Raw genomic sequence first — 14,605 nt, 5'->3', positions numbered from 1 at the left:
TAGCGCCATTCATGTCAGGCAGGATTTTATGGAAACGTTGATGCTTCCCCTCTCGCCGCGATTCATCGTTTTGACGATCTGCGGCGTTGCCACCTTGCTGCTGGTCGGCATTGGCATTCACGACCCCAAGGTCATCCCTCTCGTTGTCATCCCGGTCATCGTCTTCGGCGGCCTGACCATGCTCGGCATTCACGACGTGCTGCAAAAGGACCATGCGGTTCTGCGCAACTATCCGATCTCGGCGCATATCCGCTTCCTGCTCGAAGAAATCCGTCCGGAGATGCGGCAGTATTTCTTCGAGAGCGAAAAGGATGGCATGCCGTTCAGCCGCGACACGCGTGCGGTGGTCTATCAGCGCGCCAAGATGGTGCTCGACAAGCGTCCCTTCGGTACCCAGAAGAACGTCTACGAAGAGGGCTATGAGTGGATGCACCATTCGGTCGCGCCGCGACCGCATGCGGTTGAGCAATTTCGCATCACCATCGGCGGTCCGGATTGCCTCAAGCCCTATTCGGCCTCGGTACTGAACGTCTCGGCCATGAGCTTTGGTGCACTCAGCCCCAATGCGATCCGGGCGCTGAATGCCGGCGCCAAGCGTGGCAACTTCGCCCATGACACAGGCGAGGGCGGCGTCAGCCCGTATCACCAGGAAATGGGCGGCGACCTGATCTGGGAGATCGGCTCAGGCTATTTTGGTTGTCGCACGCGTGATGGCAACTTCGATCCCGACGCCTTCGCGAAGCTTGCCGTCAACGAGCAGATCAAGATGGTCGAGCTCAAGATCAGCCAGGGCGCAAAGCCCGGTCATGGCGGCGTGTTGCCGGCGGCAAAAGTGTCGGAAGAGATATCGCGCATCCGCGGCGTTGCCATGGGCGAGGACTGTATCTCGCCGGCCTATCACAAGGCGTTCTCAACACCGATCGAGATGATGGAGTTCATCGACAAGATGCGTCGTCTGTCCGGCGGCAAGCCCGCCGGCTTCAAGCTGTGCATCGGTCATCCCTGGGAATTCCTCGCGATCTGCAAGGCGATGCTGCAGACCGGCATCTATCCGGATTTCATCGTGGTTGATGGCAATGAAGGTGGCACCGGCGCGGCGCCGCTGGAATTCATGGACCATCTGGGCATGCCGATGCGCGAGGGCGTCAACTTCGTGCACAATGCGCTGATCGGCATCGGTGCGCGTGACCGCATCAAGATCGGTGCCTCCGGCAAGATCGCGACGGCCTTCGATATCGCCCGCGCGATGGCGCTCGGCGCCGACTGGTGCAATTCGGCGCGCGGCTTCATGTTCGCACTGGGCTGCATCCAGTCACTGAGCTGCCACACCGATCGTTGCCCGACCGGCGTCACGACGCAGGACCCGACACGCAATCGCGCCCTCGCCGTGCCGCAGAAGACCGATCGCGTTTACAACTATCACGAGGCGACGTTGCATGCGCTGGCCGAGCTGATTGCGGCAGCCGGGCTCGATCATCCGCAGGATATTCGCCCGATCCATTTCTCGCATCGGGCCTCCAGTACCGACGTCCTGTCCTTCACGCGGATGTATCCGGCATTGCGCCATAACGAGCTGGTCGATGGCACCGGCGACAAGCGCTTTCGCGATGCATGGGAGATGGCGCAAGCGGGCTCGTTCCTGCCAGCAGCTCTGGAACGTTCGGCCTAGATATCGTGGCCCGGATGAGCGTAGCGATATCCGGGACCGTGCGTGTGGCGATCCCGGATATCGCTGCGCTCATCCGGGCTACAAACGGCGCAGGATGTGTCCGTCAGAACTCGCCGTGCAATCGGCCTGAAAAGATCGAGACCGGTCCGCGATCCTTGTTGTAGGCAGGGTTCGCAATCAGCTGGTAGTCGGCCGTGAGGGTGAAGTTCTTGTCGATGGCATAGGCGTAATAGGTTTCGAGGATGCGCTCGGTGCCGTAATTCAGCCGTCCGTCGCCGATCAGCAATCCGTTGCCGCCGGCGGCGAGGAAATCGCGATGTGCAGCGGACAGGCCGTTGATCGCGCCGCCAAGGCCGATCGTGTCATTGGCGCGGCCCCAATGGCTACCCTTGATAGAGACGCCGGCAGAGACGCTGCGGTCGATATCGGTGAAGGACAGGATCTCGTTCTGGCCATCGTTCCAGCTGACGCGCCCGAAGATGCCAACGTCAGTGGCAACCTGCTGCTCACCGTTGACGTAGAAGCCGTATTTGTCGCTGGCGCGGCGGATCGAGGACATCACGTCGTTGATATCCAGCGTGGGATCATTGGCCTCGATCGCCAGTGCGCCGCGATAGCTGCCGGTATTGCCGCGATTGATGAAGGCACCGACGCGCAGCTTGCCGGGCTGGTCGAAGATCTGGTGACGCTCCTCGAATTCGACGACCGCGCCGCCGGTCTTGAACGTCAGGACGTCGTTATTGGGCTGCGCGGGCACCTGAAACAGGCCGGCTCGGATCGCCCAGTCCTTGCGATTCAATTCAACGACGGCGCCGCGGGTGAAGCCCGGCAGGTCGGCTGGAAAATCGTAAGCGGCCGATGACCACATCGCCCAGTTCATGAAATCGGCGCGTGGATCCTTGGCGTAGGAATTACCATCGAAGAAATCACCCACTGCGAAGCGTCCGACCGTGAGCGTGATGCGGTCGATGTCGCGCTTGCCTGCCAATTGATTGGCGACGTCGGGGACATCTTCCTGTTCGCCGCCGAGGCCAAGCGTCTGGCGGAAGTAATAGCGCTGCATGCGGAAGCGCGGAAACGGCGCGCCACCCTTTTGCGCCTCACCATTGGGGAAGCCGGCGAGCCCGAGCGTGGAGTTGAGGCCGAAGCCCTGCGCCAGCTCGGGATTGAGATAGAGCTCACCGCCCTGCCACAGTCGCCAGCCGAGGAACGCCGTCGTCGTAAAGGTCTCGCGCCCCTGGCCGCCGCCGGGAAGGCTGTTGGTGCCTTCATAGGGCGAGCGAATCCGCGGATAGGCGGACGCGATGAAAGTGGTCTGGGCGTGAACGTTCCAGTCGGTGGATTCCGGCAGCACAGTCTTGCCGGCGATGGGTGCTGACGGCAACCATGGCGGCGTGTCCCACAGCCGATAATTCAAGCCGACTTTGACGGTGTGAATATTCGGATCAACGCTCACATTCGGCAGCCCGGCATTGCCGAGGTCATAGGTCTGCCGCATCAAATCGAGATAGGCGTATTCGGCCTTGGCCGTCCAGTTGCCGCCGACAGCAAATTCGACTCCCGCGCCAGCGGTCCAGCCGAAATGGGTGCGGGTCGCCGATGATATGAGGTCGCCGTCGGCATCATTGAGATTGAGCTTGGTGCGCCCCCACGCCACGCCACCGGTGACATAAGGCATCAATGCGCCGAAGGCATAGCCGATACGGCCGCGTGCGGTCGCAAAATAATCGAAGGTCGTATGGAAAGGCGCTGGCATCAACCGCGCGGCGTCTTGCGGACTGCTGAATGTGGCGTCGGCCTCGAAGCCCAGCACGACGTTGTTGCTGAGCTGCCTGTTGTAGCCGATCTGGTAGCCGCCGATCAGGCCGGTCGGCGAAGGCGGCAGGAAAACGCCCTGCGCGGGCAGCGCATTGCTGCCGGGACCAAAGCTGCCGCCGCCATAGCCGATGTGACCGCCGAGATAAAACCCGGTCCAGTCGTAAACCAGCCGGGGCGCTTTCAGCGCCATGCCGGGCGAAATGTCGGCCGCGATCGCAGAGCCATCGAACGCCAATGCGCCCAGCGCAAAACCGGCCAAAACGCGCTTCACGACAATACTCGCGATCGGTCGGGGTACTTCATGCGGCCGTCATTTCTCGCTTTAGGTCGCCGCTGATCATGCGACGAACCGTTTGATATTCCACAAAAATAGTCGATTCGCCCATAACGTTGGGGTGTCGAAGGCCGTCATGAGACAAAACGAAACAGAATGAGCAACCCGTTGACCACCTGAATATAATTGCAACTAATTCGCAATAGCAAGAAGCAACTGGAGAAGCATGTTTCAGTGGCAGCGGATCGTGACGATTAGATAACAGCAGCTATCTGGCACGCCTCGAAAGGCATTCGACGATTGCAAAAAATGACCCGCTCGGGGGGACAACCGAGCGGGTCTGGTGCGACACGGGGTGGATGAGGCGCCCGTGTCGGACGCAAATCCACGTCAGTCGATCAAGAGATTAGTAGTTGCAGGTCCGGACGCGGCCGACATAGTTGCCGTAGCCGTCATACTGGCGGACCCAGCCGCAGCGATATCCGTAACCGTAGTAGCCGTTGTTGGCGGCAATGGCGCTACCGACGACCGCGGCGCCGACAACACCGGCAGCGATGCCGAAGCCGATGCCCGGGCCCTTGGCCTGAGCCTGCTGGGACGATGCCATGGTGCCGGCAGCGGCGAGAGCAACGAGAGCGAAAGCAGCAATCTTGGACTTGATCGACATGGGATAACTCCATCCTGTTTGAGCGCAGCCATCGTGGCCTGCATGCCAATCAGTCGGAGCCCAAACGGATCGGGTTCGAGACCCGGTCGAACTATTTGGTTTCAGGATTGTGTCGTCATCCGCGCGGAATATGTCGTCGCGTGAATCGCGCAATCCGCGGTTAACCACATCTCACGCGCCGGAATCCGGTTCGCGATCAAACGCTGTCACGTCGAAGCGATGCATGTCCGCGAGCAATTCGCAGAATGCTTTTGCGCCGTGTGCCAGCAGTTTCTCGCCCTTGTCGGCTGATGCCTGCGTGGCGTCGCCAATCGCGCCGCTGGGATGGAGGTCTTCGGCCTGCCACGCGAATGGTGCGGGCCGGCTTGCGGAGAGCCAGCGATAGCTCTTCTCCATCGCGATCGCCGACGACGCGAAGTTTGCGATCTTGTCGTTGCGCACATGCTGCGGGTAGCGCGCCAGCATGATTGATGTCTCGACAGCGCCACCATGAATCCCGTGACGTAACTCTTCGTCAGTGAACAGACCGTCCGGTGCACCGAACCGATTCCATCCGGTGGTAGCGACCAGCATGCCGTATTCGGCACGCAGGTCCTGCGCCGTGAGCGTCATCGCTGCGCTGTTGCCGCCGTGGCTGGTGACGATCACGAGTTTCTGAACGCCGGCGCGCGCGACGCTTTCGCCGATCGCGGTCCAGGTCTGCAATGCGATTTCGGTCGGCAATGTGAGCGTGCCGGGAAAGGCGAGGTGCTCGGTTGAAATGCCCACAGGTTGAAGCGGCAGGAACGTCGCCGGAATATCGGCGGGCAGCAGGCGCTGGACCTCTGCAAGATAAGCCTCCGCAATCATGACGTCCGTGCCGAGAGGCAGATGCGGTCCGTGCTGCTCGGTCGCGGCCAATGGCAGCACAGCAATCCAGGAGGCCGGATCGCTCTTGGCGATGTCGGGCCAGTGAATGGCAGTCCAGTCGCGGGGCGGCATATTGGCAGTCATCGAGATGCGTTTCTTTGGTCAATTTTGCAGGGTAGTCTGGCAGCAGATTGCTTCTTATCATGGGCCATAACGGTCGACGGAGTCCAATATGAGCCCGATATCCCTGCTGCGCGCGTTAACCATTGGCGTGCTGGCCATGATGGCCGCGCGGGCGCCCGCCGCAGCGGAAACCAGGCTCGACAAGGTCAGTTTCGGAACCAATTGGGTGGCCGAGGCTGAACATGGCGGCTTCTTCCAGGCGGTCGCGGACGGCACCTACAAGAATTACGGGCTCGACGTCACCATCGTGCCGGGCGGCCCGAATGTGAACAACCGCATCCTGTTGATTTCAGGCAAGCTCGACTTCTTCATGAGCGCCAACACGCTGCAATCCTTCGATGCCGTCGCCAATAATGTGCCGGTGGTTTCGGTGGCCGCAATCTTCCAGAAGGACCCGCAGGTCTTTCTGGCGCATCCCAATCCCAAGGTGACCAAGCTCGACGATCTCAAGCCGATGACGCTGCTGATCTCGAAAGAGGGCGTCGCCGGCTATTTCCAATGGATGCGGTCTGAACTCGGTTTCAGCGCGTCCAGGGTCAAGCCTTACACCTACAATGCGCAGCCTTTCATCGTCGACAAGAACAGCGCGATGCAGGGCTATGTCACGTCCGAGCCGTTCGTGGTCGAGAAGCAGGCCGGTTTTAAGCCGACGGTGATGCTGCTCGCCGATTACGGTTTCGATGGCTATTCGACATTGATCGAAACGCGCCGCGAATGGGTCGACAAGAAGCCAGACCTTGTCCAGCGTTTCGTCGATGCCTCGATGATTGGCTGGTACAACTATCTCTATGGCGACAACAAAGCCGCCAATGATGTCATCAAGAAGCTCAATCCGGAAATGACCGATGAGTTGCTGGCCTATTCTATCGCCAAGATGAAGGAATACGGCATCGTCGATTCCGGCGATACGCTGAAGGACGGGATCGGTGCGATGAGCGATGCACGCGTCGGCAGCTTCTTTGACAAGATGTCGCGTGCAGGCGTGGTCAAACGCGATATCGATTACCGCAAGGGCTACACGCTGCAATTCGTCAACAAGGGCGTCGGCGTCAACCTGCGGCCGAAGAAGTAAGCCGGCAGATGGCCGATCCTGCTTTGCCTTTGAACGATACCCCTGTCGCCGTGTGCCTGCGCGGTGTCACGAAGGTCTATGACAACGGCACCGTCGCACTCGGGCCACTCGATCTCGATATCCGCAAGGGCGAGTTCGTCTCGCTTCTGGGCTCATCGGGCTGCGGGAAGTCCACGGCGCTGCGCCTGATCGCAGGCCTGATCGCGCCGTCTGCCGGCACTGTGGATGTCGCCGCGCACAGCAGCGGGCAGGCTATCGGTTTCGTGTTCCAGGAGCCGACGCTGATGCCGTGGAGCACCATCCGCGAGAATGTGCGACTGCCGCTGAAGCTGGCGCATATGCCGGATGCTCAATCGAGCGCGCGCGTGAACGAGGTGCTCGCACAGGTCGGTCTCGCGGACTTTGCTGGAGCCTATCCGCGTGAATTGTCGGGCGGCATGAAGATGCGGGCATCGCTGGCCCGCGCGCTGGTGACCGAGCCGGATATCCTGTTGATGGACGAGCCGTTTGCGGCGCTCGACGAGATCACGCGCTTCCGGCTCAACAACGACTTGCTGACGTTGTGGCGCGAACTCGGCAAGACCGTCATCTTCGTCACCCATTCGGTGTTCGAGTCGGTTTATCTGTCGCAGCGCGTTGTGGTGATGACCTCGCGGCCCGGTCGCGTCAGCGCCGAATGCCGTATCGAATCCACCGAACCGCGGGACGATGCGTTCCGCACATCGGTGGCCTATGCCGGCTATTGCCGCGATGTTTCGCAAGCGCTGATGGCGGCCAGTGATCCGGCATTCAACGGCTCAAAGGCGCGGGCATGAAAGGGCTGGAGCCATTGCCCGCAGTTGATCGCGGCTCGGTCGTGCCGGGCAGCGATATGCAATGGCAGCGCATCGTCTGGCCGGTGGTCGTGTTCGTCGCAGGAATCGTTTTGTGGGATCTCGTCGTCCGGATCGGCGAAATCCCGCCCTATCTGTTGCCCGGTCCCGTGCTCGTCTTTCAGACACTGGTCGCCGACTGGTCGATCCTGTCGGAATCACTTGGCGTGACATTGCTGACAGCGCTGGAGGGCTTCATCGCCGCGGCCGTCGGCGGCATCGCATTGGCGCTACTGTTCAACCAGTCCAAATGGCTGGAATATTCCCTGCTGCCCTATGCCATCGTGCTGCAGGTGACACCCGTCATCGCCATCGCGCCCTTGATGCTGATCTATCTGCCGCAGCAGACGGCCGTCGTTGTCTGCGCCTGGATCGTGGCGTTCTTCCCGGTGCTGGCCAATACGACGCTGGGCCTCAATTCGGTGGATCGCAATCTGGCGGGGCTGTTTCAGCTCTATCGCGCATCGCGCTGGCAGGTGCTGCGTTATCTGAAGCTTCCGGCGGCGCTGCCATTCATACTTGGCGGATTGCGCATTGCCGGCGGATTGTCGCTGATCGGCGCGGTGGCGGCGGAAATCGCGGCGGGGGCGGCCGGCGCGGGTTCGGGCCTCGCCTATCGCATTTCGGAATCCAGCTATCGCCTCAATATTCCCCGAATGTTCGCCGCGTTATTGTTGCTGTCCGTTGCGGGGATTGTGATTTATATGCTGCTCGCGCTGGTATCCCACGGATTGTTGCGGCGCTGGCATGAGAGTGCACTGCGAAAGGAAAAATAATGGGGACGGGAATCTCTTCGGATAAAATCGACCTGCTGATCTACGGGCCAACGAAGCCGCTGATCAATAACGGTTTCTCGGATCAGTTCGTATTGCATAAGTATGAAACCCAGCACGATCTCGAACGGTTGCCGGCGGGTGTCGCCGAGAAGATCCGCGGCATTGCCGTGACCGGTCTGGTGCCGACCAACAGCGCCGTGCTGGCGAAATATCCCAAGGTCGAGATAATCTCCTCGTTCGGCGTGGGCTACGATCACGTCGACGCTAAATATGCCGCCGAGAATAATATCCTCGTCACCAACACGCCGGATGTGCTGACCGAGGAAGTCGCCGATACCGCGCTCGGCCTGTTCATCGCGACTGCTCGTGAATTCATCAAGGCGGATAAATATGTCCGTTCGGGTCTGTGGCTGACACAGCCTTATCCGCTCACGGTCGGCTCGCTGCGCGACCGCAAGGTCGGTATGGTGGGTATGGGCCGCATCGGTCAGGCCATCGCGCGTCGTCTCGACGCCTCGCTGGTGCCCGTGGTCTATCACTCGCGCAATCCGGCCGCAGGCGTCTCGCACAAGCACTATCCGAACCTGATCGAGATGGCGAAGGCGGTGGATACGCTGATCGTCATCACGCCGGGCGGAGCCTCGACGGCCAATCTCGTCAATGCGGAAGTCATGCAGGCGCTCGGTCCACGCGGCATCATCATCAATATCGCACGCGGTTCGGTGATCGATGAACCGGCACTGATTGCGGCGCTCAAGTCGGGCACTATTCTGGCTGCGGGTCTCGACGTGTTTGCGCAGGAGCCCAAGGTACCGGACGAGCTGAAGTCGATGCAGAACGTCGTGCTGCTGCCGCATGTCGGCTCGGCGTCGGTGGTGACGCGCAACGCGATGGATCAGCTTGTGGTCGACAACCTCAAACTCTGGTTCGCCGGCAAGGCGCCGACGACGCCGATTGCGGAAACACCGATAAAGGGACTCTGATCGTGAGACTCGCGTCGGGTCGTCGTCGATATTTTGCGCTGGCAGTGGCCAGCGCGATGCTCGTCGGCGCACCGGCGCGAGCTCAGGATGCTGCCTCCCTTCGGAAAAACATGATCGGGCAGTGGGAGCTCTCCACCACCGAACGCAGCAAGACCTGCGTGGTGACGCTGAAGAACGACACGTCACCACAGGGGCTGAAGCTCGAACTCGAGCCGGATTGCGCGAAGGCGCTGCCCTTCACCAAGGACATCACGGCCTGGAACATCAAGGGGCTCGATATCGTCCGGCTGCAGAATCCGACGGGCGAAGCGGTGATCGATTTCACCGAAGTCGAAAGCGGCATCTTCGAAGGCATTCGTACCGGCGAAGGCGTCTATATCCTGCAGAACCTGGCGGCCGCCCGCTCGCTGACCAAGTCGATGGACCAGATGATTGGCGACTGGTCGATGGTGCGGGGGAGCGGCCGCGTGGTCTGCGGTCTGACGCTGACCAATACAGAGACGACCCAGGATAACTTCGCCGTGTTCCTGAAGCCGCGCTGCGACCCCCTGGTGGCGAATTTCAATCCCAAGCAGTGGCGTCTCGAACGGGGCGAATTGCTGATGATGTCGGCATCGGGCGAGACCTGGCATTTCGAAGCCGACGACAACGCGCAATGGCGCCGTGTGCCGGATAGTGCCGACCCGCTCATCCTGCTGCGGCAGTAGAAGGTCGCTCCGCGCCCGCTCTTGCGGGGACGACGAGGAGAGGTCGTTACCCGGATTGCGCTCTACGCATCAATCCGTCCGGTTCGAATCAGCTTCTTCGAACCTATTTCCGCTGCGCGTGACCAAGATGAAATGGTTCAAACCCGGTTGGAGGGTGAGATGAAATTTTTCGCCTTGGCTTTTTCGTGCCTTTTATTTTTCTCAATGCCTGCCAACGCAAATGACGCAGACACCTTTAAGGCAATGGTCGCATTGGCGAACAAGGGAGATGCAGAGGCGCAATACCATCTTGGCATGATGTACAATAATGGCATCGGCACACAACAGGATCGCAGGCAGGCATTCGAGTGGTTTCAGAAATCGGCTGCGTCGAACGACCCGCTGGGGGCCTACAAGCTTGGTTGTTATTATGACGGGCAGGGCGCGGGCGTCGTGGAATCCGACGCCGATCAAGCTTTGAAGTACAAGCTTGTTGCGGCCGAAGCCGGTTATTCGCTCGCCCAGCACGACGTTGCCAACCTGTATGATCGACGCGAAAATCCGGCAGAAGCGTTGAAATGGTGGAAGCGGGCAGGCGATCAGGGGTATCCGGGCGCCCTCTTTAGTTTGTCTCGTTCGTATTTTGCAGGAAAGGGCACACCAAGGGACGCATCCTTGGCGTATGCGTATTTCAAGCTTTCTCAGATACCACCCAAGAAAAACGTGAATGAGATGGCTTCCACATTGTCCGAGCCAGAGCTCAAGAATGCAGAGAAGATGGTTTCCGAATGGAAGCCACAGGTAACTGCGTTGACGCTGAAGGCGAAGGGTGGCATTCGCGCAGCAGAAGAACACCTGAAAACCGCCAAGAACTAGGTGGCGCCAGTTGCCTTAGATCAACTTCAGCCCCTTCAAGCTTGCATGGCCGTGCTTGCCGACGATGATGTGATCATGCACTGCGATGCCGAGTGGGCCGGCAACATCGATTACCGCCTTGGTCATCTGCACATCGGCCTGCGAGGGGGTGGGATCGCCGGATGGATGATTATGCACCATGATGATGGCCGTCGCGGATAGTTCGAGGGCGCGCTTCACCACCTCGCGTGGATAGACCGGTGTGTGATCGACGGTGCCGACCTGCTGCACTTCGTCAGCAATGAGCTGGTTGCGCTTGTCGAGGAAGAGGATGCGAAACTGCTCCTTGTCCGCAAAGGCCATGGCCGAGCGGCAATAGTCGATCACCGTGGCCCATGACGACAGCACGGTGCGCTGCTTCAGCTGACCTTTGGCGACGCGGCTGGCGGCGGCAGCGACCAGCTTGATCTCGGTGATCGCGGCTTCGCCGAGGCCGCCGATTTCGCGCAGCCGCGTATCCGGCGCATGCACCGTCTCGGCGAAGGAACCAAATTTGGTGATGAGCGATTTCGCCAGCGGCTTCACATCCCGGCGCGGCAGCGCGCGGAACAGCACCATTTCCAGCAATTCGTAATCGCTCAGTGCATCAGCGCCGACGCTGCGAAAGCGCTCTCGCAGTCGCTCCCGGTGGCCATGATAATGCGGCGCTTCGGCAAGACCCGGCGGCGCAGTCGGATCGATGGGGCTGACGGGCATGTGGCGCAAACGCTCGCATGGACATTATACGCGAGCATGCCGTGCCCGGCTGCATTTGCAACCAGAAAGTGTCTGTAACGCTGTGGCGATTTGAAGTTTAGGCGGCGGGCGCCGGCGGCTGTTCGTTATGCCGCTTGGACAGCGTGAAAATCTCGACGCCGGTCGCCGTTACGCCGACGGTGTGCTCGAACTGCGCCGATAGCGATCGGTCGCGGGTCACGGCGGTCCAACCGTCGGACAGAACCTTCACATGCGGCTTGCCGAGATTGATCATCGGCTCGATCGTGAAGAGCATGCCGGGGCGCAAGGTCACGCCTTCGCCGGGCCGGCCGACATGGATGATGTTCGGCTCGTCATGGAACATGCGGCCGAGGCCATGGCCGCAGAAGTCGCGCACCACGCTCATCTGCTGCGGTTCGACGAAACTCTGGATCGCATGGCCGATGTCGCCGGTGGTATTGCCGGGCTTGACCACGGCGATGCCGCGCATCAGCGATTCATAGGTGACCTCGACCAGACGCTCCGCCTTGCGGGCGAGTTCGCCGACGCCATACATGCGGCTGGAATCGCCATACCAGCCCTCGACGATGAAGGTGACGTCGACATTGACGATGTCGCCTTCCTTCAGCGCGCGGTCGCCGGGCATACCGTGGCAGACCACGTGATTGATCGATGTGCAGGTCGAATAGCGATAGCCGCGATACATCAGCGTGGCCGGAAAGGCGCCATGGCTGAAGGCGAATTCCCGCACGAAGTCGTCGATCGCCGAAGTCAGCACACCCGGCTTCACCAGATCGGTCAGCTCGTCGAGGCAGAGCGACACCAGAGCGCCGGCCTTGCGCATGCCAGCAAAGGCGGCGGGACCATGCAGCTTGATCTGGCCGGTTTTGCGCTGGGAGGTTTCGGAGGCTTCGACGTAGCTCATCAGGTGATCTTGCCAGGCAGGATGCGACGGGAATGTATGATTTGAGGCCCCAATTTAATGGCTGGGGCGGTCAGCGCAAGCCAAAGCCGCCCCTCCAGGACCTCATTGCTCGGTCCCCACGCCGGCCATATTCATGGCTGAATCGGCACTCGGCCGGCCAAAACGATGCTGCCGTGGTCGATCTGGCAGGTATAGGCGATGGCTTCGACGCCTGCGGCACAAGCCTTGTCGAAGGCGCGGCCATAGGCCGGGTCGATATCCCGCGCCAGCGCAAAAGCCGTGGATGAGCCGATCTGGACCACGAACAGCATCATGGCCCGTGCACCTGCAGCGACCACAGTGGCCAATTCGTCGAGATGGCGGGCACCGCGTGCGGTGACGGAATCCGGGAATTCGGCCAGTCCGGGCTGGCGCATCATGTGGACGTTCTTGACCTCGACATAGCAGGGCGGCCGCGGTGGGTGTTCCAGCAGGAAATCCACCCGTGATGCCGCGCCATATTTTACCTCACGGCGGATGATGTCGTAGCCGTTGAGTTCGGGGATCGCGTTGGCGGCCAATGCCTCGGCGACAATGGCATTGGGGTGCATCGTGTTGACGCCGACCAGCTCCGGGCCATTGCCGAAATCGGCTTCGATCAGCTCCCACGAAAAAGGCAGCTTGCGGGTCTTGCTCGGCGACTTCGACAGCCAGACCCGCGCGCCAGCCGCCTGCAGGCCGATCATCGCGCCGGGGTTGGCGACATGGGCGGTGATCACGCTGCCATCGGCGAGTTCGACATCGGCAAGGAAGCGCTTGTAGCGTCGCAGCAGCGTCGCCGGAACGAGGTCGGCCGGAAGCTTCATCGGGCCCTATTCCGGACCGGAGGCGACTTCGACGATCGTTTCGACCGGCAGTGCACCGCCACGGATCTTCAGCTCGCGGACCGGATAGGGCACGCGGATGCCCTCGCGCTTGAAGGCATCCCACAGGCCCAGCATCACCTCGCTCTTCACAGCATCCATGCCATCGGGCGAGTCGATCCAGAAGGTCAGTGAGAATTTCATGCCGGCTTCGGCGAATTCAGTGAGGATGCAGTTCGGCGTCTTGGCCGTGTTGGCGCGTGGCGATGCAGTTGCGACGTCGATAGCCAGCTTGCAGACGACGCGTGGGTCCGCATCGTAATTGGCGCTGAAATTGACCTTCACCAGCGTGTCCTTGTCCGTATAGGTCCAGTTCACCACCTTCTGGGTAATGAGGTCCTCGTTGGGGATCAGGAACTCGCGGCCGTCGCCCGCGGCGACCGAGATGTAGCGCGTATTCATCGCGCTGATGCGGCCGGAACTATCGCCGATAGTGACGAGATCGCCGGGCTTCACCGATTTGTCCGCCAGCAGGATCACGCCGCTGATGAAATTGGCGACGATCTTCTGCAGGCCGAAACCGATACCGACACCGACCGCGCCGGAGAACACGGCGAGCGCCGAGAGGTTGATACCGACCGCACCCATGACGAGAGCGACGGCAAACACCATCAAGAGCAGGCGCACCAGCTTGATCAGTAGGACCTGGATCGAGGGGGTCAGATCGTGGGACTGCCTGATGCGGCCTTCGAGAAAATTGCTGGCGATGTTGGACAGCCACAGCGCTACCGCGAGCAAGACGCCGAGCTTGATCAAGAGCAGCGGCGTCAGCCGGAGGCCGCCGAGATCGATCCCGTTCGCATCCAGCATGGTGATGGTCGGCTGCAACTGGCCGACAATGCTGAGGGCTGCCACGAGCCAGGCCGAGATCGACACCAGTCGGACCAGGAATTCGTTACGGATCACGCTGGTGACAAGCCGGATCACCAGCCACGCGAGTGCAAGCTTCGCGGCCACCGACAGCAAATAGCTGCGGCTCGGCCATGTCACGCTCAGCATGATCACACGGTCAAGGGTCATCAGGATCGCAAAGGCCGCGGTAGCCGCGCTGCCGACGAGAATACGCATGAACATGCGCAGCGGCGCCGGCCAGCCCATCGCCAGCGAGGTCATATCGACCCGCGAGCGGATTGCGGCCCCGATGGCGAAGGCAATGCCGCCGCCGGCCATCATCAGTCCGAGCTGCAGATAGAACCACGGCGAGGTCACCTCGGCGCCGAACGATCGTGCGGTTGCCAGCACGAATTCGTGGGTGTCGGTCAGGTCAAGCATCGCGCAGCTCTCGTCTTCGTGAATGTATCGTGTGGTGTGGAATCAT

14 protein-coding genes are annotated in these 14,605 nt (G+C 60.9%); 7 read left to right on the top strand and 7 right to left on the bottom strand.

The annotated features are described in order from the left end of the window. The first annotated feature begins 28 nt into the window (after nt 1-28). Nucleotides 29-1,669: an FMN-binding glutamate synthase family protein gene (locus tag AB8A33_RS24365; protein WP_439095090.1), complete on the top strand. Its 1,641-nt coding sequence runs from the start codon at nt 29-31 to the stop codon at nt 1,667-1,669. A gap of 103 nt (nt 1,670-1,772) precedes the next feature. Here AB8A33_RS24365 and AB8A33_RS24360 read toward each other — a convergent pair whose 3' ends face one another. From AB8A33_RS24360 to AB8A33_RS24350, 3 genes are all read right to left on the bottom strand, one after another. Beyond that, nucleotides 1,773-3,758: a carbohydrate porin gene (locus AB8A33_RS24360; protein ID WP_439095089.1), complete on the bottom strand. Its 1,986-nt coding sequence runs from the start codon at nt 3,756-3,758 to the stop codon at nt 1,773-1,775. A 409-nt stretch (nt 3,759-4,167) separates the two neighbouring features. Next, nucleotides 4,168-4,428, bottom strand: coding sequence for a hypothetical protein (locus tag AB8A33_RS24355; RefSeq protein ID WP_439095088.1), 261 nt, complete (start codon nt 4,426-4,428; stop codon nt 4,168-4,170). 171 nt (nt 4,429-4,599) lie between these two features. Then, nucleotides 4,600-5,421 (bottom strand): creatininase family protein, encoded by an 822-nt coding sequence (locus tag AB8A33_RS24350; protein ID WP_439095087.1) that lies wholly within the window; start codon nt 5,419-5,421, stop codon nt 4,600-4,602. Between the two features lie 88 nt (nt 5,422-5,509). Here AB8A33_RS24350 and AB8A33_RS24345 point away from each other — a divergent pair, with 88 nt between their 5' ends. From AB8A33_RS24345 to AB8A33_RS24320, 6 genes are all read left to right on the top strand, one after another. Continuing rightward, nucleotides 5,510-6,532 carry an ABC transporter substrate-binding protein gene (locus AB8A33_RS24345; protein WP_439095086.1) on the top strand — a complete coding sequence of 341 codons (1,023 nt, stop codon included), beginning with the start codon at nt 5,510-5,512 and terminating at the stop codon, nt 6,530-6,532. 8 nt (nt 6,533-6,540) lie between these two features. Beyond that, complete coding sequence (locus AB8A33_RS24340; RefSeq protein ID WP_439095085.1) at nt 6,541-7,347, top strand: ABC transporter ATP-binding protein; 807 nt, start codon at nt 6,541-6,543, stop codon at nt 7,345-7,347. Continuing rightward, a complete protein-coding gene (locus AB8A33_RS24335; protein WP_439095084.1) occupies nt 7,344-8,180 on the top strand; it encodes an ABC transporter permease in 837 nt (278 codons plus the stop codon). The genes AB8A33_RS24340 and AB8A33_RS24335 overlap by 4 nt, the downstream gene beginning before the upstream one ends. Further along, nucleotides 8,180-9,163, top strand: a complete 984-nt coding sequence (locus tag AB8A33_RS24330) for a 2-hydroxyacid dehydrogenase (protein ID WP_439095083.1) — start codon at nt 8,180-8,182, stop codon at nt 9,161-9,163. Before AB8A33_RS24335 ends, AB8A33_RS24330 begins: the two co-directional genes overlap by 1 nt. A gap of 56 nt (nt 9,164-9,219) precedes the next feature. Then, a complete protein-coding gene (locus AB8A33_RS24325) occupies nt 9,220-9,870 on the top strand; it encodes an AprI/Inh family metalloprotease inhibitor (RefSeq protein WP_439096037.1) in 651 nt (216 codons plus the stop codon). Nucleotides 9,871-10,029: 159 nt separating this feature from the next. Next, nucleotides 10,030-10,725: a tetratricopeptide repeat protein gene (locus AB8A33_RS24320; protein WP_439095082.1), complete on the top strand. Its 696-nt coding sequence runs from the start codon at nt 10,030-10,032 to the stop codon at nt 10,723-10,725. Between the two features lie 15 nt (nt 10,726-10,740). Here AB8A33_RS24320 and radC read toward each other — a convergent pair whose 3' ends face one another. The 4 genes from radC to AB8A33_RS24300 form a co-directional block, all read right to left on the bottom strand. After that, on the bottom strand, nt 10,741-11,460 hold the full coding sequence (gene radC / locus AB8A33_RS24315; protein ID WP_439095081.1) for a RadC family protein: 720 nt from the start codon (nt 11,458-11,460) through the stop codon (nt 10,741-10,743). A gap of 97 nt (nt 11,461-11,557) precedes the next feature. Further along, nucleotides 11,558-12,385: a type I methionyl aminopeptidase gene (gene map / locus AB8A33_RS24310; protein ID WP_439095080.1), complete on the bottom strand. Its 828-nt coding sequence runs from the start codon at nt 12,383-12,385 to the stop codon at nt 11,558-11,560. A gap of 131 nt (nt 12,386-12,516) precedes the next feature. Beyond that, nucleotides 12,517-13,230, bottom strand: coding sequence for a DNA/RNA nuclease SfsA (gene sfsA / locus AB8A33_RS24305; protein WP_439095079.1), 714 nt, complete (start codon nt 13,228-13,230; stop codon nt 12,517-12,519). A gap of 6 nt (nt 13,231-13,236) precedes the next feature. After that, complete coding sequence (locus AB8A33_RS24300; RefSeq protein WP_184513124.1) at nt 13,237-14,559, bottom strand: mechanosensitive ion channel family protein; 1,323 nt, start codon at nt 14,557-14,559, stop codon at nt 13,237-13,239. Nucleotides 14,560-14,605 lie beyond the last annotated feature (46 nt).

The organism is Tardiphaga sp. 813_E8_N1_3 (assembly GCF_051811025.1).
In the GTDB taxonomy this organism is placed as follows: domain Bacteria; phylum Pseudomonadota; class Alphaproteobacteria; order Rhizobiales; family Xanthobacteraceae; genus Tardiphaga.
The sequence above is the reverse complement of the archived record's forward strand: the minus strand, read 5'-3'. Positions and strand labels throughout refer to the sequence as shown.

Bases quoted from the DNA above. Each gene is read 5' to 3' on its own strand.
- sfsA (WP_439095079.1), bottom strand. From the start codon at position 13,230: ATGAAGCTTCCGGCCGACCTCGTTCCGGCGACGCTGCTGCGACGCTAC.
- AB8A33_RS24320 (WP_439095082.1), top strand. From the start codon at position 10,030: ATGAAATTTTTCGCCTTGGCTTTTTCGTGCCTTTTATTTTTCTCAATG.
- AB8A33_RS24330 (WP_439095083.1), top strand. From the start codon at position 8,180: ATGGGGACGGGAATCTCTTCGGATAAAATCGACCTGCTGATCTACGGG.
- AB8A33_RS24355 (WP_439095088.1), bottom strand. From the start codon at position 4,428: ATGTCGATCAAGTCCAAGATTGCTGCTTTCGCTCTCGTTGCTCTCGCC.
- AB8A33_RS24300 (WP_184513124.1), bottom strand. From the start codon at position 14,559: ATGCTTGACCTGACCGACACCCACGAATTCGTGCTGGCAACCGCACGA.
- map (WP_439095080.1), bottom strand. From the start codon at position 12,385: ATGAGCTACGTCGAAGCCTCCGAAACCTCCCAGCGCAAAACCGGCCAG.
- radC (WP_439095081.1), bottom strand. From the start codon at position 11,460: ATGCCCGTCAGCCCCATCGATCCGACTGCGCCGCCGGGTCTTGCCGAA.
- AB8A33_RS24335 (WP_439095084.1), top strand. From the start codon at position 7,344: ATGAAAGGGCTGGAGCCATTGCCCGCAGTTGATCGCGGCTCGGTCGTG.
- AB8A33_RS24345 (WP_439095086.1), top strand. From the start codon at position 5,510: ATGAGCCCGATATCCCTGCTGCGCGCGTTAACCATTGGCGTGCTGGCC.
- AB8A33_RS24350 (WP_439095087.1), bottom strand. From the start codon at position 5,421: ATGACTGCCAATATGCCGCCCCGCGACTGGACTGCCATTCACTGGCCC.
- AB8A33_RS24340 (WP_439095085.1), top strand. From the start codon at position 6,541: ATGGCCGATCCTGCTTTGCCTTTGAACGATACCCCTGTCGCCGTGTGC.
- AB8A33_RS24365 (WP_439095090.1), top strand. From the start codon at position 29: ATGGAAACGTTGATGCTTCCCCTCTCGCCGCGATTCATCGTTTTGACG.
- AB8A33_RS24325 (WP_439096037.1), top strand. From the start codon at position 9,220: ATGCTCGTCGGCGCACCGGCGCGAGCTCAGGATGCTGCCTCCCTTCGG.